The organism is Paraburkholderia madseniana (assembly GCF_009690905.1).
Classification (GTDB): Bacteria; Pseudomonadota; Gammaproteobacteria; order Burkholderiales; family Burkholderiaceae; genus Paraburkholderia; species Paraburkholderia madseniana.
This window is the reverse complement of record NZ_VOSW01000001.1, coordinates 229,336-249,431: the sequence shown is the minus strand read 5'-3', so window position 1 is coordinate 249,431 and position 20,096 is coordinate 229,336. Positions and strand designations below refer to the sequence as shown.

At 61.7% G+C, this 20,096-nt stretch carries 18 protein-coding genes; 16 read left to right on the top strand and 2 right to left on the bottom strand.

The features are described from left to right. Positions 1-133: 133 nt before the first annotated feature. Positions 134-1,651, bottom strand: coding sequence for a Fic family protein (locus tag FSO04_RS01070; RefSeq protein ID WP_154557953.1), 1,518 nt, complete (start codon positions 1,649-1,651; stop codon positions 134-136). A 139-nt stretch (positions 1,652-1,790) separates the two neighbouring features. Beyond that, entirely contained in the window at positions 1,791-2,033 is a 243-nt protein-coding gene (locus FSO04_RS01065) for a hypothetical protein (protein ID WP_154557952.1), read from the bottom strand. A 133-nt stretch (positions 2,034-2,166) separates the two neighbouring features. On the opposite strand from FSO04_RS01065, the gene leuC reads away from it, so the two are divergent. The 16 genes from leuC (at position 2,167) to purF (ending at position 20,001) form a co-directional block, all read left to right on the top strand. Next, on the top strand, positions 2,167-3,576 hold the full coding sequence (leuC, locus tag FSO04_RS01060; RefSeq protein WP_154557951.1) for a 3-isopropylmalate dehydratase large subunit: 1,410 nt from the start codon (positions 2,167-2,169) through the stop codon (positions 3,574-3,576). Between the two features lie 6 nt (positions 3,577-3,582). Next, positions 3,583-3,741 carry an entericidin A/B family lipoprotein gene (locus tag FSO04_RS01055; RefSeq protein WP_154557950.1) on the top strand — a complete coding sequence of 53 codons (159 nt, stop codon included), beginning with the start codon at positions 3,583-3,585 and terminating at the stop codon, positions 3,739-3,741. Positions 3,742-3,826: 85 nt separating this feature from the next. After that, positions 3,827-4,480 carry a 3-isopropylmalate dehydratase small subunit gene (leuD, locus tag FSO04_RS01050; protein WP_154557949.1) on the top strand — a complete coding sequence of 218 codons (654 nt, stop codon included), beginning with the start codon at positions 3,827-3,829 and terminating at the stop codon, positions 4,478-4,480. A gap of 26 nt (positions 4,481-4,506) precedes the next feature. Further along, on the top strand, positions 4,507-5,574 hold the full coding sequence (leuB, locus tag FSO04_RS01045; protein ID WP_054034794.1) for a 3-isopropylmalate dehydrogenase: 1,068 nt from the start codon (positions 4,507-4,509) through the stop codon (positions 5,572-5,574). A gap of 361 nt (positions 5,575-5,935) precedes the next feature. Then, positions 5,936-7,057: an aspartate-semialdehyde dehydrogenase gene (asd, locus tag FSO04_RS01040; protein ID WP_027805102.1), complete on the top strand. Its 1,122-nt coding sequence runs from the start codon at positions 5,936-5,938 to the stop codon at positions 7,055-7,057. A gap of 169 nt (positions 7,058-7,226) precedes the next feature. Further along, positions 7,227-9,908, top strand: coding sequence for a FimV/HubP family polar landmark protein (locus FSO04_RS01035; RefSeq protein ID WP_414693366.1), 2,682 nt, complete (start codon positions 7,227-7,229; stop codon positions 9,906-9,908). Beyond that, on the top strand, positions 9,905-10,717 hold the full coding sequence (gene truA, locus FSO04_RS01030) for a tRNA pseudouridine(38-40) synthase TruA (RefSeq protein ID WP_168435519.1): 813 nt from the start codon (positions 9,905-9,907) through the stop codon (positions 10,715-10,717). Before FSO04_RS01035 ends, truA begins: the two co-directional genes overlap by 4 nt. Further along, positions 10,714-11,427, top strand: a complete 714-nt coding sequence (locus FSO04_RS01025; RefSeq protein ID WP_154557947.1) for a phosphoribosylanthranilate isomerase — start codon at positions 10,714-10,716, stop codon at positions 11,425-11,427. Before truA ends, FSO04_RS01025 begins: the two co-directional genes overlap by 4 nt. 60 nt (positions 11,428-11,487) lie before the next feature. Next, positions 11,488-12,681, top strand: a complete 1,194-nt coding sequence (trpB, locus tag FSO04_RS01020; protein ID WP_154557946.1) for a tryptophan synthase subunit beta — start codon at positions 11,488-11,490, stop codon at positions 12,679-12,681. 11 nt (positions 12,682-12,692) lie between these two features. After that, on the top strand, positions 12,693-13,610 hold the full coding sequence (locus FSO04_RS01015) for a DNA-methyltransferase (RefSeq protein ID WP_154557945.1): 918 nt from the start codon (positions 12,693-12,695) through the stop codon (positions 13,608-13,610). A 33-nt stretch (positions 13,611-13,643) separates the two neighbouring features. After that, positions 13,644-14,456 carry a tryptophan synthase subunit alpha gene (gene trpA, locus FSO04_RS01010; RefSeq protein WP_093634943.1) on the top strand — a complete coding sequence of 271 codons (813 nt, stop codon included), beginning with the start codon at positions 13,644-13,646 and terminating at the stop codon, positions 14,454-14,456. A gap of 81 nt (positions 14,457-14,537) precedes the next feature. Beyond that, positions 14,538-15,410, top strand: a complete 873-nt coding sequence (gene accD / locus FSO04_RS01005; RefSeq protein WP_074289018.1) for an acetyl-CoA carboxylase, carboxyltransferase subunit beta — start codon at positions 14,538-14,540, stop codon at positions 15,408-15,410. Between the two features lie 147 nt (positions 15,411-15,557). Continuing rightward, a complete protein-coding gene (folC, locus tag FSO04_RS01000) occupies positions 15,558-16,868 on the top strand; it encodes a bifunctional tetrahydrofolate synthase/dihydrofolate synthase (RefSeq protein WP_154557944.1) in 1,311 nt (436 codons plus the stop codon). A gap of 29 nt (positions 16,869-16,897) precedes the next feature. Continuing rightward, complete coding sequence (locus tag FSO04_RS00995) at positions 16,898-17,818, top strand: SPOR domain-containing protein (protein WP_154557943.1); 921 nt, start codon at positions 16,898-16,900, stop codon at positions 17,816-17,818. Positions 17,819-17,825: 7 nt separating this feature from the next. After that, complete coding sequence (locus tag FSO04_RS00990; protein ID WP_154557942.1) at positions 17,826-18,320, top strand: CvpA family protein; 495 nt, start codon at positions 17,826-17,828, stop codon at positions 18,318-18,320. Positions 18,321-18,453: 133 nt separating this feature from the next. After that, complete coding sequence (gene purF, locus FSO04_RS00985; protein ID WP_153142101.1) at positions 18,454-20,001, top strand: amidophosphoribosyltransferase; 1,548 nt, start codon at positions 18,454-18,456, stop codon at positions 19,999-20,001. Positions 20,002-20,096: the final 95 nt, after the last annotated feature.

Below are 20,096 nucleotides of genomic sequence, written 5' to 3'. Positions count from 1 at the left end.
GGTTGTGACTGCTGCGAGCCAGTGCGGAATCAGCTGATAAAAAACGCCCCAACGGGTTTATCGTTGGGGCGTTTTGTTTGCGGCGATAGATCTCGAGCGTCAGGCGTTGAGGACGAAGCCGTCAAGCCGCGGACTAAGTGTTGTCCGGTGTATGTCCGGGCTCCTCCCTCAACTCATTCTCTTCGTCCAGAACGGCTTTCGCTTCAGCTTCGATGGCGTCGAAAATCGCTTCAGGCACGAGGTTGGCGAACTGCTTCCGGCGATTTTTAGACACTTTCCCAGCGTTATCGAGACACATCATGACGAGCGTCGAAAGCGTACTGCCGCGCACGTCATATCGCTGATTTACCGCGCGCAGCACTTTGTCATACCGTTGCAGAAAGAGCGTCTCCTGACGAAGCTCAACTTCCAGTGCGAGGTCGGCCATTCTGGCGACGAACTCGACCGCCGGAGTCGCGTCCCAGAACTGATAAATCGACACGTCACCTTGAAATTTGAAGTCGTATTTCATTTCGTCCAACCAGCGGACTTGCCAACGTTCGCGGATTGGTTTTGAAAAATCCCGCAAGGCTTCCAGGTAAGCCTGCTCCTCTCGTTTCATGGCAATCGATACCGGCAGAAGCAGGCCGTTTTCGAGTTTGCCCGATGAGCAGAGCGCGTGATGAATCAGGAAGCGTGAGAGCCGGCCGTTACCATCCATGAACGGGTGCAGGAACACGAAGCCGAACGAGATGATGCTTGCCGCAATGAGCGGGTCTACTTGGGTGGGCGCGGAGTTGGCAAATGCTAGCCAATCTGCCATCAGATCAGTCAGCATGTCCGGCGGTGGCGGCACGTATGTCACGCCCGCCGCTCCCCGCAGGCCGCTTTGCAGATGGTTTTGTTCCGCGCGATAAGACGCGGCTTGATCCAGTGGATTTGTTACGCAGATGTTCTGCAATTCGACGAGATATTCTTCGCTGAGTGGATGACGCTCATGTGCTTGCCGCAGAAGCTTGACGAAGCGCTGAGCCTTGTCTTCGGAGGGCGCTTCCTTCTCGATAGCGAACGAATCTTGTGTTTCGTGGAGATAAGCCCAACTGAGCGCCCGGTCTTGCATCTCTGCCGGCAGCGACGCCATGAACTCGCGCGCCCGTGTGAGAACGTCTGACTCGAGGAGTTGAGTAATCGTTGGCGTGCGTGCGACCGTTGCGCAATAACGCATTGAACCAAGGCCGTTGAAGTCGACTCTCCAACGTGCATTACGCACAGAGGGACCTGTGTAGTACTGGGTGGGATCAAACAAGGGGATGACAGCGCCACCGGCAACCGGTGCGCCTTCGAGTTCTTTACCGGTGAATGTCTCCCAGAGAAATGCGGCTTTCCGTATATAGCCACCGCTAGGCGAGCGGCGCAGTTCCGCCAGGAGATCCTCGGCACTGATGTTCGGCAATGTTTGGGCGAGAACCGCCAAATTGGTGCCTTCGTGCTTCAAAGCAAAGAGCACGTGGTCAAGATAGGCTCCGTCTGCCGGCGCCATGTTTTTGGGAACGGACAGACAGTCGTTGATGTTGGTCAGCCGCGTGACCGGTTTCACGAGGGCTGGCCGCTTGAGCTCCAGCGCGCTCAGGTTCAATTGCTGGCGCAAGTACTCGTAACCGACGGCTGACATGAGTGTCCCGAAAAATTATCCCAAACGTGCAGTTTACAAATATTTTTTTATATCGGCACAGTTTTTTTTACAAAACGCCGTATGACTGAAGGTTTTTTTACGCTGAAGCGCTGCCATCGCATGGCCAAAAATTTGTCGTTCAGGCGCAGTTCAGCGTTTTTTTTGTATCCCAACAAGTTTTTTGTTCGAAATCCGTCTTTCTCGCAAATTTTTTTACCAGCCCGCGGTTGCACTCGGGGAAAGCCAAACATATCGCGAATACAAAGGCTTGGCGAAGTTGAACCACTTGTTCGCGGGTGTCAACCGCCGGAAACTCCCGGGCAACGAGCCGCGTTTCAAGCTTCGTATTGCCCCATGCAATCCCTTGCCGGGTAACACCCATACAGGTATCGCCACTACCACCCAACTCCCTGTTTTTTATCGGTTTTTTGCATGATTCATGGGCCCAAAGCCGGGTTCTGCGTGGCATAATCGACCGACACAGTCAGCCCGCAGTCATTACTACTCCGCATACCATGGCACAGACTCTCTACGACAAATTGTGGAACACACACGTGGTCCACACGGAAGAAGACGGTACGACGATTCTCTATATCGACCGTCACCTGCTGCACGAAGTCACCAGCCCTCAGGCGTTCGAAGGCCTGAAGCTGGCTGAGCGTCCGGTGTGGCGCATCAGCGCGAATCTGGCGGTGTCGGACCACAACGTCCCCACCACGGATCGCAGCCACGGCATTGCCGATCCGGTCTCCAAGCTGCAAGTCGATACGCTCGACACGAACTGCGACGCCTATGGCATCACGCAGTTCAAGATGAACGACCTGCGTCAGGGCATCGTGCACATCATCGGGCCGGAGCAGGGCGCAACGCTGCCCGGCATGACCATTGTCTGCGGCGACTCGCACACGTCCACGCACGGCGCGTTCGGCGCGCTGGCGCACGGTATCGGCACGTCGGAAGTCGAACACGTGCTGGCCACGCAAACGCTCTTGCAGAAGAAAAGCAAGAACATGCTGGTGAAGGTCGAAGGCCCGTTGCCGCGCGGCTGTACCGCGAAAGACATCGTGCTCGCGATCATCGGCAAGATCGGCACGGCAGGCGGCACGGGCTACGCAATCGAATTCGGCGGTTCGACGATTCGCGCGCTGTCCATGGAAGGTCGCATGACGGTCTGCAACATGGCGATCGAAGCAGGTGCGCGCGCCGGCATGGTCGCTGTGGACGACACCACCATCGAATATCTGAAGGGCCGTCCCTTCTCGCCGGCAGGCGTCGAATGGGATCACGCGGTCGAGTACTGGAAGCAGTTCAAGTCAGACGAAGGCGCGCAATTCGACCGTGTAGTCGAGCTGAACGCCGCTGAAATCGTGCCGCAAGTCACGTGGGGCACTTCGCCGGAGATGGTCACTGCCGTGGACGGCCGCGTGCCGGATCCTGAGCGTGAAAAGGACCCGGTCAAGCGTGACGCAATGGAGCGCGCGTTGAAATACATGGCGCTCGAACCGAATGCGCCGATCGAATCCATCAAGCCGGATAAAATCTTCATTGGGTCGTGCACCAACGCGCGCATTGAAGACATTCGCGCTGCGGCATACGTCGTGAAGAAGCTCGGCCGCCGCGTCGCACCGAACATTCGTCTGGCCATGGTCGTGCCGGGTTCGGGTCTGGTGAAGGCGCAAGCGGAACGCGAAGGCCTCGACAAGGTCTTTACGGATGCCGGTTTCGAATGGCGTGAGCCCGGTTGCTCGATGTGTCTCGCAATGAACGCCGACCGGTTGGATCCGGGCGAGCGTTGCGCGTCCACGTCGAATCGTAATTTCGAAGGTCGTCAGGGCGCCGGTGGCCGTACCCACCTCGTGAGCCCCGCGATGGCTGCCGCAGCGGCTATCGAAGGGCATTTCGTCGATATTCGCAAGCTTGGATAAACACGCATGATGAAGAACATGAATCGCACCACTCTATTGCGCCGCTTCGCACTCGGTACCTTGGCCGGGCTATTGTTCGGTCTGGCTGGCTGCAACACGGTGCACGGATTTGGCGAGGACATGTCGCACCTCGGCAATTCGATCAGCAATCACGCTGACAAATAAGCGGTTTTTGATTTTTGCCGGCGATGCGCGAGCGGCTTTCCGGCCGCCACGCGCATCGTTTGGTCTTGAAACAGGCGCAAGCGTCATGGATAAATTCATCGTACACACCGGCGTCGTGGCGCCGCTCGATCGTGAGAACGTCGACACGGACGCGATCATTCCGAAGCAATTCCTGAAGTCGATCAAGCGCACGGGTTTCGGTCCGAACGCGTTCGACGAATGGCGCTACCTCGACCACGGCGAGCCGGGTCAAGACAATTCGAAGCGTCCGCTGAATCCGGATTTCGTGCTGAATCAGCCGCGCTATCAGGGCGCATCGGTGCTGTTGGCGCGCAAGAACTTCGGTTGCGGCAGCTCGCGTGAGCATGCGCCGTGGGCGTTGGAGCAGTATGGTTTCCGCGCGATCATCGCGCCGAGCTTCGCCGATATTTTCTACAACAACTGCTTCAAGAATGGCGTGCTGCCGATCGTGCTGACCGAACAGCAAGTCGATCACCTGTTCAACGAAACCTACGCGTTCAACGGCTTCAAGCTGACCGTCGACCTGGAAGCGCAAGTCGTGCGCACGTCAGACGGTAGCGCCGAGTATCCGTTCGAAGTGGCGGCGTTCCGCAAGTACTGTCTGCTGAATGGCTTCGACGATATCGGCCTCACGCTGCGTCACGCTGACAAGATTCGCCAGTTCGAAGCAGAGCGGATCGCGAAGCAGCCGTGGCTGAATCACCGCATCGTCGGATAAACAGAAAAATCATCAAGGAAATTCGCATGAAGATCGCAGTCTTGCCGGGCGACGGCATCGGTCCCGAAATCGTCAAGGAGGCCGTGAAGGTCCTGAACGTGCTCGGCGAAAAGTTCGAACTCGAAGAAGCACCGGTTGGCGGCGCGGGTTACGAAGCCAAGGGCCATCCGCTGCCCGATTCGACGCTGGCGCTGGCGAAAGAAGCCGATGCGATCCTGTTCGGCGCCGTCGGCGACTGGAAATACGACTCGCTCGAACGCGCGCTGCGCCCGGAGCAGGCGATTCTCGGTCTGCGCAAGCACCTGCAATTGTTCGCGAACTTCCGTCCGGCAATCTGCTATCCGCAGCTCACTGGTGCTTCCTCGTTGAAGGAAGAAATTGTTTCGGGTCTCGACATCCTGATCGTGCGCGAACTGAACGGCGACATCTACTTCGGCGCGCCGCGCGGCGTGCGTTCGTCGCCGGATGGGCTGTTCGAAGGCGCGAAGGAAGGCTTCGACACGATGCGTTATTCGGAACCGGAAGTGCGCCGCATTGCGCACGTCGCTTTTCAGGCCGCGCAAAAGCGTCAGAAGAAGCTGACGAGCGTGGACAAGGCGAATGTGCTCGAAACGTCGCAGTTCTGGCGGGACGTGATGATCGACGTGTCGAAGGAATACGCGGACGTCGAGTTGTCGCATATGTACGTGGACAACGCGGCGATGCAACTGGTCAAGGCGCCGAAGGCGTTCGACGTGGTTGTGACCGGCAACATGTTCGGCGATATTCTGTCGGATGAAGCCGCCATGCTGACGGGTTCGATCGGCATGCTGCCGTCGGCCTCGCTCGACAAGAACAACAAGGGCTTGTACGAGCCGTCGCACGGTTCGGCGCCGGACATCGCCGGTAAGGGCGTGGCGAATCCGCTGGCTACGATTCTGTCGGCCGCGATGATGCTGCGCTATTCGCTGAACAAGGCGGAACAGGCGGATCGCATCGAAAACGCGGTGAAGAAGGTGCTGGAACAGGGCCTCCGCACGGGCGATATTCTGACGCCGGGTTGCAAGCAGGTCGGCACCGTGGCGATGGGCGACGCAGTGGTCGCCGCGCTGTAACGGCCTTTGAAACAGCACGTGGTAAAGGTTGTAGTTAGGCGGTCAAACGGCCTTTAAAACGCGAATTGGCCTCAAAACAGGCCGATTCGCGCGTAATACGGACGATAGCGGCAGACGATCACGTCGCCAGATTCCGGTTTTCGTGTATATTGTAGCGATGGCGCACATGGCTCAAATCTCCTCGATTTCGAAACTGCACGGCAAAACGGCCCGTGTGGTTGAGCTCGCCATTACCACCACAAAAGCGATTACCCCGAAAACGATCACGAAACGCTGATCGTCCGTCGTGCCCGCTCATCTTCCCCGCGCGGTCACTGCGGGCAAAGATGCGGGGAAGTTTCCATTCGAAGGGTATGAAGTCATGAACGTAGGTCTCGTAGGTTGGCGCGGTATGGTCGGCAGCGTCCTGATGCAACGTATGCAGCAGGAAGGCGATTTCGACTTGATCGAACCGGTGTTTTTCAGCACCAGCAACGCGGGCGGCAACGCGCCGTCGTTCGCCAAAAACGAGACCAAGCTCAAAGATGCGACAAGCATCGAAGACCTGAAGAAGTGCGAAGCGATCATCTCCTGCCAAGGCGGCGATTACACGAATGAAGTGTTCCCGAAGCTGCGCGCAGCGGGCTGGAACGGCTACTGGATCGACGCGGCCTCGTCGCTGCGCATGAAGGATGACGCGGTCATCATTCTCGATCCGGTCAACCTCGACGTGATCAAGAACGCGCTGGTCAAGGGCCAGAAGAATTTCATCGGCGGCAACTGCACGGTCAGCCTGATGCTGATGGCGCTGGGCGGCCTGTTCCGCGAAAACCTCGTCGACTGGATGACGGCCATGACGTATCAGGCCGCTTCGGGCGCAGGCGCGCAAAACATGCGCGAACTGCTGCAGCAAATGGGCACGCTGTACGGCGCGGCCAAGGAAGACCTGGCGGATCCGTCGTCGGCGATTCTCGACATCGACCGCCGCGTGCTGAGTGCAATGAACAGCGACCGTATGCCGACCGACAACTTCGGTGTGCCGCTCGCGGGCTCGCTGATTCCGTGGATCGACAAGGATCTCGGCAACGGCATGTCGAAGGAAGAGTGGAAGGGCGGCGCGGAAACCAACAAGATCCTCGGCAAGCCGGCTATGGGCACGCCGGGTTCGATCCCGGTAGATGGCCTCTGTGTGCGGATCGGCGCAATGCGCTGCCACTCGCAGGCACTGACCATCAAGCTGAATAAGGACGTGCCGCTGGACGAAGTGAACAGCATCCTCGCCTCGGGTAACGACTGGGTCAAGGTTGTGCCGAACGAACGCGAAGCGTCGATGCGCGATCTGTCCCCGGCCGTGGTCACGGGCACGCTGACGGTGCCGGTTGGCCGTGTGCGCAAACTGGCGATGGGCGGCGAATATCTGTCGGCCTTCACGGTCGGCGATCAGCTGCTGTGGGGCGCGGCAGAACCGCTGCGTCGCATGCTTCGCATTGTGCTCGACAAGTAAAGTAAACTACGCGCTCACGACGCGTAGAAAACTCAAAAAGCGTCGCGCTTGCGCGGCGCTTTTTTCATTGTGTGCTCCGATTATCTTGTCTCTTTCCAACCGCAAAAAAGGGCTGCGCGCTGACGCGCCTGGAGTCCCGATGAACCTTCGACTCTCTTCCCTTCGGGCTATGTCTATGCATCAAGGTACGGGCCGGCTGATGGCCGTGGCCGCCTTGGCGTTCGCGCTGGCGGGCGCCGGTATGGGTAGCGCGGTGGCAGCGCCGGGCGACGCCGCGAGCGCGCCCGAGGGCGCTTCCGTTTCTTACGCCGCCGGGAGCCAATATACGGTGCGGCCCGGGCAGTCGTTGAACGACGTGGCGATTGCCGTCACGCAATCGCACGACAAGGGGACGCTCGCACGCGCTTCGCGCGCGCTGTTCGATGCGAATCCGAATGCCTTCATGAGTCATGACCCGAGCCGGATGCGCGTCGGTGCGCTGTTGACGATCCCGGCTCTCGATGCAACCGGTGCTCCGGCGGCTTCTGCGCCGGTTGCGGGGTCTGCGTCTGCCGCGCCATCGGCCACTACGGCTGCGCCGGCTTCCGCGCCGAACGCGGCGGCGGTTGGTGCTGCTGTCGGCGCCGCGAGCGGTGTGGCGCAGGTCAATGCCGCCGCAGCGAGCGCGGCAAGCGCTGCGGCTCAGGCTGCCATGCCTGCGGTTTCAGGGACGGCCAGCTCGACGGCTGAAGCCAGCTCGGCGATGCCGGGTAGCTCCGCAGCGGCCGGCGCGGCTCCAGTAGCAGGAGGGTCGCAAGCCGTGCCAGCCAGCGGCGCACATGTCTGGTCGGGAGCGATCCAGCCCTCGGCCAGTGAGGCTGCCGAAGGGGCGTCGGCGGCTGCCACAGCAGCTGCAACGTCCACCGCTCAACCGGCATCGCAACCGCGTGCGCAGGTTTCTAGCTTGCAGCAATTGCTCGCGCTGAAAAACCGCGTGCTGATGGAACTGCAGAAACATGGCATCGGTGGTACGCCGACCGCGCCGGTGCCGCCTGCTACAAATGGTGCGCAACCGGCCGCCGGTGTTTCGTCCGCGGCAGCCGTTTCCGGTCATGGCAGCGCGCCGATTTCCACGTCGACCGACGCTGGCATTTCGCAGACGAATTTGAGCATCGCGGCGGCGATCGGCGCGGCGTTGGTCGTGTTGCTGGCGGCGTTGCGTTTGAGTCGACGTAAGCGCGTTGGTGTTGCCGCCGCAGGCGGCTCGCTGGCGGAGGACGCAGCGGCGGCTTCCGCGCGAGCGGCTGGGTCGCAGGATGTCGATTCGACGCGCGAAGCGTCGGACGTGAGCGGCGAAGCGGCAGCCGGGTACGCGGCTGCGGTGGCGCCGGCTGGCCACGAGACCGCTGGGGATGAAGCGGCAGCGCGAGAAGTGGCGGAACGCGTGGCAGCAGAGCGCGAAGCGGAAATTCGCGCGGCGGCTGCGCGGGAAGCGGCGGTGCGCGAGGCGGCAGAGCGAGAAAGTGCAGAACGCGCGGCGGCCGAACGCTTGGCGGCGGAACGTGCAGAAGCGGAGCGCGCTGCGGTAGAAAGCGCAGAAGCCGAACGCGCGGAGGCAGACCAGGCCGCGGCTGCGCGTGCGGCGGAAGATCACGACGCGGCACAACGCGCCGCAGCAGAACACGAAGCCGCTGCCCGCCAACCTCACACAGGCTCGCCCTCACAAGACCACGATGCGTTCCAACACGCATCGCAGGAAGTCCACCCGACACCCGCGCCGTTCGAAGCTACGCAATCGAGCCCGGACACCGAATCGATCGGCCACGGCGGTCCCACGTCCGAACCTCTTCCCTCGGCCCATCACGAGAATCTCGACGGGGCAACCACGGCTGCGAGCCTCGCAGCCGCCGCGGAACTCGGTGCCGAAGCATTGCCGCTGACTCCACTTGAACCGGTCGACGAGAGCTTCCAGCAAGAGGTGCCTCCGCACCGTCTGCAATGGGACGACGAACCGGCATCGAGCGCGCCGGCCATGCCGTTGGCAGAGCCGACGAATGAGTCGCGTGCAGAGTCGTGGAGCCATCAGGACACCCCGCCGCCGGTCATCGACTTCACGCGGCAGCAGGCTGAACCGCACACGACTTCGCCGTTCGGCCAGCCGCACAGCGAGACGTCGGCGCATCCGGTGCCCGATACTTCGGTGCCGGCAGTGCCCACAGCCCAACAGGGCGCGGCTCACGTCGAACCGACGCATCAACCGTCTTACGAACCGCAACCGCAGTCACATCTGCACGCCGAACCCGCGACGCCCGATGGCGCACCGAACTTCGAACCGGCACCCGTTGCACCAGTTCAGCCCGCGCTGTCCGTGCCGACCGAGTTCCCACGCGATGCCCTCGATGCCTTCAGCAGTCTGAACATGCCATTGCCGCCGCGCGTCGAATCGACCGACGACGCAGCGGTGAGCGTACCCGGATCGCTGGCGACGCCGCCGGTTGCCTCCCCGGAAACCGCCGCGCAGCAAGCCGTAGCGCCGCACGATCCGGACGACTTCCCGCATGTCGCTGACGAAATCGCCGCCGGCACCGCAGGCCATGCAGCCGTCGCGGGCCTGGGCGCGGCCGGCTTCGGCGCGCTGAAGCTCGATTTCGACCTGGAGTTGCCGCCGAGCCCGGCTCAGCCGTTGCCGGCCTTCACGCGGGCCGATCTCACCCGCATCGCCCGCAACAAGCTCGATCTGGCCGCCGAATATATCGACCTCGGCGATCTGTCCGGCGCGCGCACGCTCATCAACGAAGTGATCGAAGCGAACGATCCGGCCACGCGCACTGAGGCGCGCGCGCTGCTCTCGACGCTCGCGCCGTTGTCGTGAAGCGTATTGCGTTAGGCGTTCAGTACGACGGCTCAGCATTCTGCGGCTGGCAGTCGCAGCCGCACGGCAAGACCGTGCAGGACGAGCTTGAACGGGCGTTGCGCGAGTTCGCGCAAACGCCTGTGCAAACCATTGTGGCTGGGCGCACCGATACCGGCGTGCACGGCCTCGGCCAGGTCGTGCACTTCGACACCGAACTCGATCGCACGGACTTTTCGTGGATTCGCGGCACCAACGCCTTCCTGCCGAAGACGATCGCCGTGCAATGGGCCAAGCCGATGCCCGACGAATTCCACGCGCGTTTTTCGGCGTTCGAACGGACCTATTACTACGTCCTGTACGTCCATCCGTTCCGTTCGCCAATGCAGGATACGCGGGCCGGCTGGGTACACACGCCGCTCGACGTCGACGCCATGCAGGCCGCGGCCGCTCATCTGATCGGCGAGCACGATTTTTCGGCATTCCGTTCGTCGCAATGCCAGGCGAAAACGCCGGTCAAACATCTGTATCAGATCGACATGCGGCAACAGGGCGACTTCGTTCATTTCCGGTTTCGGGCGAACGCGTTCCTGCATCACATGGTGCGCAACCTGATGGGCTGTCTGGTCGATATCGGCCGGGGACGCCATCCGGCCGAATGGATGGCAGAGGTTCTTGCCAGCCGCGATCGCGATTGTGCCGCGCCGACCTTCATGCCTGACGGCCTGTACCTGGCGCAGGTGGGATATCCTGAGCAATTCGCCGTGCCCGCGCCGCAGACCGGCAGCGTGCCGTGGAGTACCGTCTGGACCGAGCAAGCGCAAACATGAAATCAACTGAAAATCTGGCAGCCGAAGCAAACGCCGGCGCGCAGCAGCATGCCGCGCCGCATCGCACGCGTATCAAGTTGTGCGGCCTGTCGAAGCCGGAAGACGTGTCGCTGACGATCGACCTCGGCGCCGACGCGATCGGCCTCGTGTTCTACCCGCCGAGCCCGCGTTCGGTGAGCGTTGCGCAGGCAGTAGAGCTGGTACACGACGTGCCGCCGTTCATATCGGTGGTCGGCTTGTTCGTGAACGCAACGCCGGACTGGATTCGCGAAGTCGCCAGCAATGTCGGGCTTACGCTGCTGCAGTTCCACGGCGACGAAACCGCTGAGCAGTGTGAATCCCTCGCCAGTGTTGCGGGTTTGCCTTGGTTGCGCGCTTTGCGAGTCGCAGCGGATACTCAGCCGGCAGATTTGGTAAAATCAGCGCTTAACTATTCAGCAGCCAGCGCCCTCCTGTTCGACACCCATGTCGAAGGCTATGGCGGCGGCGGGAAGGTTTTCGATTGGTCACTTATTCCAGCAGAGCTCGCGCGTCGGGCCGTTTTGAGTGGTGGGTTGAACGCGCAAAACGTCAGTGATGCGATCCATCGCGTGCGCCCGTACGCGGTCGATGTCTCGAGCGGCATCGAAGTGCCGGGCGCCAAGGGCGTGAAAGATCACGCCCGGATGGCGGCGTTCGTACGCGCAGTGCGCGCAGCGGACGCTGAATGATTCAGGCGGCGCGGTTTTCTCATATCAAAGCCGTGCGCCACACTGAGAAGAGTGATCACCATGTATAACTTGCCTGACGAAAGAGGCCATTTCGGCCAGTATGGCGGCGTGTTCGTCGCCGAAACGCTGGTTCACGCACTCGACGAGCTGCGTGCCGCGTACGAGAAATTTCGAAAAGACCCGGAATTCGTCGCCGAATACGAGCGCGAACTGAAGCATTTCGTGGGTCGTCCGTCCCCCATTTATCACGCACAACGTTGGAGCGAAATGCTCGGCGGCGCGCAGGTTTTCCTCAAGCGTGAAGACCTGAATCACACCGGCGCTCACAAGATCAATAACGTGATCGGTCAGGCGCTGCTCGCAAAGCGGATGGGCAAGCCGCGCGTGATCGCGGAAACCGGCGCGGGCCAGCACGGCGTGGCGGCCGCGACCATCGCGGCGCGTTTCGGCATGGAATGCGTGGTCTACATGGGCGAAGAAGACGTGCGCCGCCAGGCGGCCAACGTGTATCGGATGAAGCTGCTCGGCGCGACCGTCGTGCCCGTGACGTCCGGCTCGCGCACACTGAAAGACGCGCTCAATGAAGCGATGCGCGACTGGGTGACCAACGTCGAAAACACCTTCTACATCATCGGCACGGTGGCGGGGCCGCATCCGTATCCGATGATGGTGCGCGATTTCCAGCGCGTGATCGGCGACGAGTGCAAGGTACAGATGCCCGAACTGGTCGGTCGTCAGCCGGACGCCGTGATTGCGTGCGTTGGCGGCGGTTCGAACGCGATGGGTATCTTTTACCCGTACATTGACGACGCTTCGGTGCAACTGATCGGCGTCGAGCCAGCGGGTGACGGGATCGAAACCGGCCGGCACGCAGCCTCGCTGATCGCCGGCACTCCGGGCGTGCTGCACGGTAACCGCACGTATCTCCTGCAAGACGAGAACGGTCAGATCATCGAAACACATTCGATCTCGGCCGGTCTGGACTATCCGGGTGTCGGCCCTGAACACGCGTGGCTAAAAGACAGCAATCGCGCGCAATATGTCAGCATCACCGACGAAGAAGCGCTCAAGGCGTTCCACGATTGCTGCCGCATCGAAGGCATCATTCCGGCGCTCGAGTCCAGCCATGCGCTGGCCTACGCCGCGAAGCTCGCGCCGACGCTGCCGAAGGACAAGGTCCTTCTGGTCAATCTGTCGGGCCGCGGCGACAAGGACATGCATACGGTCGCTGAGCGATCGGGCATTCAGTTCTGAGCGCCGCGACGATGCGTGACGAGTTCGACGAGCCGCAACCGGCGCTTGAAACCAGCCCGGCCGCCGAGGTAGTGGCGGCCGAGGCGCCTGCACCCTTGTTAGCGCAGGTGCCCGCCGGCATCCGGCTGTTGAACCGCGATTTTCTGACCGATGTAGCGAACATCCCCGACGGGTCGATCGACCTGATCCTGTGCGATCCGCCTTATGGGCTCGGCAAGGATTACGGCAACGACTCTGACATGCGCTCCGGCGAGGATTTCCTCGCCTGGACGCGTGGCTGGCTCGAGTTGGCTATTCCGAAGCTCAAGCCGTCGGGTTCGCTGTATATCTTCTGCACCTGGCAGTACGCGCCGGAAATCTTCAGCTTCCTGAAGACAAAACTCACGATGATCAACGAAATCATCTGGGACCGGCGTGTGCCGAGCATGGGGGGAACGGTTCGCCGGTTCACCTCGGTGCATGACAACATCGGCTTTTTCGCGGTGTCGAAAGATTACTTTTTCGATCTCGATCCCGTCCGCATCCCGTACGATGCCATCACGAAGAAGGCGCGTTCGCGTAAATTGTTCGAAGGCAGTAAGTGGCTGGAGCTTGGCTATAATCCGAAGGACGTCTGGTCGGTATCGCGGCTGCATCGGCAACACGCCGAGCGCGTCGATCATCCGACCCAGAAACCTCTGGAAATTGTCGAGCGGATGGTGCTGGCAAGTTGTCCGAAGGGCGGGCGCGTACTCGACCCGTTCATGGGCAGCGGCACCACCGCAGTCGCTTGCGCCCGGCAGCAGCGCGAATTCGTCGGCTATGAGATCAATGAAAGTTACTGCGCGATAGCACGCGAGCGCGTTAGCGCGGCCGCGTCGGCGCCTGCTGCCGCTCGCAAAAGCCGCAAGAATGCGGCCAAAGCCGAGCAGCAAACCGAGGCGCAATAAGCGCGCAGTAGCTTAAAAATCCGAGAATATTCCATGTCCCGTATCAAGAACACGTTTGCCGCGTTGTCCGCCCAGGGTAAGAAAGGCCTGATTCCGTTCATGACGGCCGGCGACCCGGATCCGGCGCGCACGGTTGAATTCATGCACGCGCTCGCCGCCGGCGGCGCCGATGTGATCGAACTGGGCGTACCGTTTTCCGACCCGATGGCCGACGGCCCGGTGATCCAGCAATCGTCCGAACGCGCGCTGGCGCATGGCGTGTCGCTGCGCCATGTACTGGCCGACGTGAAGCGCTTCCGCGAAACCGATGACAAGACGCCGGTGGTGCTGATGGGCTACGCCAATCCGATCGAGCGCATGGGCACCGAAGCGTTCGCCAAGGCTGCGAAAGAAGCCGGTGTAGACGGCGTGCTGGTTGTCGACTACCCGCCGGAAGAGTGCGTTAATTTCGCCGAACAGATGCGATCTGCCGGCATCGATCCGATCTTTTTGCTGGCGCCCACCTCCACGGATGAGCGCATCGCGGAAGTCGGCAAAATCGCCAGTGGTTACGTCTACTATGTGTCACTGAAAGGCGTGACCGGCGCGGCAAATCTGGACGTTTCCAGCATCGCGAGTAAAATCCCCGCCATCAAGTCGCGCGTACCCCTGCCGGTGGGCGTCGGTTTTGGCATCCGTGACGCGCAAACGGCGCGTTCGGTGGCCGAAGTGTCCGATGCCGTCGTGATCGGCAGCCGTATCGTGCAATTGCTCGAACAAGCGGCGCCCGAAGCCGCCGCCGAGACGCTTACGCGCTTCATTGCCGAAGTGCGCGAGGCGCTCGATAGCGTCGCGACTGCCCGATAACAGTTATTTTTTGTCTCCTGTAGTGTGAGCGGCGGGTTCGTCCCGCCGTTTGCGCAACCGGTTGACCCAGAGGGATTCAATATGAGCTGGCTCGATAAGCTGCTGCCGCCGAAAATCAAACAAACCGACCCGAAGAACCGCAAGGGGATTCCGGAAGGCCTGTGGATCAAGTGCCCGTCGTGCGAAGCCGTGCTGTACCGCAATGACGTCGAGGCCAATCTGCACGTTTGCCCGAAGTGCGACCATCACATGCGCATCGGCGCGCGTGAGCGGCTCGACGGCCTGCTCGATCCGGAAGGCCGCTACGAAATCGGTCAGGAAATCGTCCCGGTCGACGCGCTCAAGTTCAAGGACAGCCGCAAGTACCCGGACCGCCTGAAAGAGGCGATGGACGACACCGACGAAACCGACGCGATGGTCGTGATGGGCGGCGCCATCCACACGCTGCCGGTGGTGGTCGCGTGCTTCGAATTCTCGTTCATGGGCGGCTCGATGGGTTCGGTGGTCGGCGAGCGTTTCGCGCGCGGCGCACAGAACGCGCTCGAACAGAAAGTGCCGTTTATCTGCTTCACCGCTTCGGGCGGCGCGCGGATGCAGGAAAGCCTGCTTTCGCTGATGCAAATGGCGAAGACCACCGCCATGCTGACCAAGCTCGCCGAAGCCAAGCTGCCGTTCATTTCCGTGCTGACCGATCCGACCATGGGCGGCGTGTCGGCGAGTTTCGCGTTCCTGGGCGACGTGGTGATCGCCGAGCCGAAGGCGCTGATCGGCTTTGCCGGTCCGCGCGTGATCGAACAAACCGTGCGTGAAAAGCTGCCGGAAGGCTTCCAGCGCGCCGAATTCCTGCTGACGAAGGGCGCGGTCGACATGATCGTCGACCGTCGCAAGCTGCGTGAAGAAATCGCGCAATTGATGGCGCTGTTGAGCCATCAGCCGGCGGACGCAGTCGCGTAAGCCTTTGCATCAATACGGGCCGCGCCTGAAAGGGCGCCGCAGCCGTCCGAAAAGCAGTCGAAAAATAGCGCGCCGCGAGAGTCATCAAGCGGCGCGCTGTCATTTCCGGGATAATCACGATCTCGCAACGCAGCAAAGATTCGCTCGATGACCACATTCCCCACCCTCGACGCGTGGCTCACGCACCTTGAATCCGCGCATCCTGTCGGCATCGACATGGGTTTGGGACGCATCTCCCAGGTACGTGACGCGATGCAGTTGTCGTTTGAATGCCCGATCATCACGGTCGGCGGCACGAACGGCAAGGGTTCGACCTGCGCGATCCTCGAATCGATTTTGCTGCGCGCGGGCTTCACGGTTGGCTGCCACACGTCGCCGCATCTGTTGACGTTCAACGAACGGGCGCGCGTGAACGGCGAAATGGCGAGCGACGCAGACCTGCTGCCGCATTTCGAAGCCGTCGAAGCCGCACGCCTGAGCCTTGCCGAACCGATCACACTGACTTACTTCGAATTCACGGCGCTCGCGATCATGAGCCTGTTCGCCTCGCGCGGACTGGACGCCGTGATCTTCGAAGTCGGCTTGGGCGGCCGCCTCGACGCGGTCAACATCCTCGATGCGGACTGCGCGATCATCACTAGCATCGATATCGATCACACCGAGTATCTCGGCGACACGCGCGAGAAAATCGGCTTCGAAAAAGCCGGTATTTTCCGCCCGGGTAAGCCGGCGATTTGCGCCGATCCGGTGCCGCCACAAACACTGATCGACTATGCCGAAAAGATCGGCGCCCAATTGTGGCTATTCGGCCGCGATTTCCGCTACGAAGGGCAGGCAGGCAGCGAGCGCCAGCAATGGAGCTACGTGGGCCCGACCATGCGCCGTTCCGCGCTCGCCTATCCGGCATTGCGCGGCGCGAACCAGTTGATCAACACGTCGGCGGCGCTGGCCGGTCTTGAAGCGCTGCGCGACCGTTTGCCGGTGTCGGCGCAGGACATCCGGCTCGGTCTGGCTAACGTCGAATTGCCGGGACGCTTCCAGGTGCTGCCCGGCAAGCCGGCCATCGTGCTCGACGTCGGCCACAATCCGCACGCTGCGGCTGTACTGTCGCAAAACCTCGGCAATATGGGCTTTTTCCCGTACACCTACGCCGTGTTCGGCGCGATGCGCGACAAGGACATTGCCGGCGTGCTGACGCACCTGAAAGGCGAAATCGACCACTGGTGCGTGACCGATCTGCCGACCCCGCGTGCGGCGTCGGCGGAAGAGCTCGAAGCGGCTTTGCGCGAGCAGGGCGTGAGCGACGGCAATGACAGCAGCGTGACGCGCTACGCAACACCGGCAGACGCTTTCCAAGACGCGCTAAAACGAGCGTCAGAGAATGATAGAATCGTGGTTTTCGGCAGTTTCTATACGGTAGCAGGCGTGATGGCCTACCGTAAATCGCAGCAACACTGAACGGGCGCCAGGCTCGAACCAAGCGATTCATGGGAATTTTCTCGTTCGGCAAGAAAGACGACGCACCTACTCGGCGCGGCGCAAACACCAGTTCCACCCGGGCCGCCCGTGGCGAGCGTGTGGAGCGGCGAACCCGCCGCACGGAGCGCACCGTGGATGCCGATGCGATGCTGCTCGACCCTACGTTGCCTGAAAAGCAGCGTGCGCGGCGCAGACTCGTCGGCGCGGTCGCGCTGGTGGTTGCAGCGGTGGTGATCCTGCCCATGGTGCTGGATTCGCATCCAAAGCCCGTCACGGACGACATCTCCATCGACATTCCAAGCCGCCCCGCGCCGAAGGTCGCTACCAAGACCGAAGAAGACACGCAGGCCGGCGTAGCACCGGATAACCCAGCGCCTGACGCGGCACTCGCCGCTTCCGGCCTTGCGCCGACAACGGCAGCCACGCAAGGCCAGTCCAGCGCTGCTAAACAGCAGAGTGCGGCTACGAGCGCAGCGCCCACAGCCAAACCGGCTGCGAAACCGCAAGCGCCCGCCGCCGTTGCCGCCAATACGGCACCTGCAGCGCCTGTAGCGCAAACGCCTGCCAAACCGGTCAAAGCACCTGCCACGCAAAGCGCGGCGAACACTTCGGCCCCGAGCGAAGACAGCGCGAATACGGCCGCCGCAAGCGCGGACGCCAATTCTGGCACGCCAGCATCGCCGCCGGGTAGCCGTTTCGCCGTCCAACTAGGCGCATTTGCGAACGACGCCAATGCCCGTACCTGGGCCACCAAGTTGAAAGCGGCCGGTGTGCCCGCATATACCGAACATCGGAAGCAGGCCGACGGCTCGATGCTCACGCTATTGCGCGCCGGTCCGTTCGCCGACCGTGCAGCGGCTAGCGCCGCGATTGCGAAGGTTCGTGAGGCCGGCTTGACGTCGGGCGCGAACAGCGGCGCAGCACAGTAAGCGAGCGATGTTCACTGCCTTCGACTACGCTGTAATGGCGGTGATCGGTTTGTCGGCCTTGCGCGGCACATGGCGCGGCTTTTTGTCTGAGATTTTCGGGCTGATCGGCTGGATCGCCGCGTTTTTTATTGCTTGCCGCTTTGTTGGTTATGTCGTGCCGTTTATCCCTGCCACGTGGCCGGGCGGCGCGCTGACCCAGTGGCTTTTGGCGTTCGCGCTGGTGGCGATCGGCGTGGTGCTGGTCGCAAGCGTGCTGAACGCGCTGCTGAGCCGCATCGTGCAGGCAAGCGGCTTGAGCGGCGTGGACCGCTCGCTCGGTTTGATGTTCGGCCTCGTGCGCGGGGTCGTTCTGGTGCTGATTCTGGTCGCCCTCGCAGGCTTGACCGAACTGCCCCAACAGGAATTCTGGCGCAACGCCTTGCTTCGGCCCTATGCGGTCGAGGGCGTGCACGTAATGAAACCGCTGCTTCCCGAGCCGCTCGCTGCCTACGTCCGCGTGTGACGATCAGGTGAACGGTTAGAGGAGCGCAGCAGGACTCCGGCGCAATCCGGTGCCTCTACGTAGTCGCGTACCCTCGCGCAGCATCGCAGGCACCGGCCGCCGTTACGAATTTCGTACCTTTGAAGGACATGCCATGTGCGGCATCGTAGGCGTAGTTTCCCATTCTCCGGTCAATCAGTTGATCTATGACAGCCTGCTGCTTCTGCAGCACCGCGGTCAGGACGCCGCCGGCATCGCGACAGCGAACGGCAGCAATTTCCACATGCACAAGGCTAACGGCATGGTGCGCGACGTGTTCCGCACGCGCAACATGCGCAGCCTGCCCGGCACCACCGGTATCGGCCAGGTCCGTTACCCGACCGCCGGTTCTGCATCGAGCGAAGAAGAAGCCCAGCCGTTCTACGTGAACGCGCCGTTCGGCATCATCCTCGCGCACAACGGCAATCTGACCAACTGGCAGCAACTGAAAGATGAGATGTTCCGCATCGATCGCCGCCACATCAATACCAATTCCGACACCGAAGTGATGCTCAACGTGCTCGCGCACGAATTGCAGCTATCCAGTTCGAGCCTGCAACTCGATCCGGCTGCGCTGTTCAAGGCGGTGTCGGGCGTGCATCGCCGGGTGCGGGGTTCGTACGCGATCGTGTCGCTGATTGCCGGCTACGGTTTGCTCGGCTTTCGTGACCCGTTCGGCATTCGCCCGCTGTGCCTCGGCAAGCAGGAAACGCCGGAAGGTGTCGAGTGGATCCTGGCGTCGGAATCGGTTGCGATCGAAGGTATTGGTTTCGAATTTGTGCGTGACATTGCGCCGGGCGAAGCCATTTTCATCGACCTCGAAGGCAATTTGCACTCGCAGCAATGCGCGACGAATCCGAGCCTGAACCCGTGCATTTTCGAACTCGTGTACCTCGCGCGTCCGGACTCGGTGCTCGACGGCGTGCCGGTCTACAACGTGCGTTTGCGCATGGGCGATTACCTCGCCGAGAAGATCAAGCGCGAATTGCCCGACGTCGCGATCGACGTCGTGATGCCGATTCCCGATTCGTCCCGTCCGGCCGCGATGCAGGTCGCGAAGAAACTGGGTGTGGAATATCGCGAAGGCTTCTTCAAGAACCGTTACGTGGGCCGTACCTTCATCATGCCGGGCCAGGCGATGCGCAAGAAGTCGGTGCGCCAGAAGCTGAACGCAATGGGCATCGAGTTCAAGGGCAAGAACGTGCTGATCGTCGACGACTCGATCGTGCGCGGCACCACCTCGCACGAAATCGTGCAGATGGCACGCGATGCCGGCGCGAACAAGGTGATCTTCGCTTCGGCGGCGCCGCCGGTGAAGTACCCGAACGTCTACGGTATCGATATGCCCACGCGCGGTGAACTCGTCGCACATGGCCGCACGGACGACGAAGTCGCGCGCATGATCGGCGCGGACTATCTGGTTTATCAGGACGTCGACGCCCTGAAGCAGGCAGTGCGCGATATCAACCCGGCGCTGAAGGAATTCGAAGCCTCGTGTTTTGACGGCAACTATGTGACGGGCGATGTGACCACCGAGTACCTCGACCGCATCGAAACCGCGCGTCTCGCACCGTCCTCGCAATCGGATCGCGACGCCGCGAGCGAAGCGGCCGAGGGTGGCCCGTCGCGTTCGCAACTGCATCTGCAGTTGTCGGTCGGTTGAGTAATAGCGCTCGCGTCGTGGCCCGCTGCACGCCACGCCGCGAGCGTGTTAGCATGACGGCTTGCGTCGATTTGATCTCAGCTTGCGGACGCGGG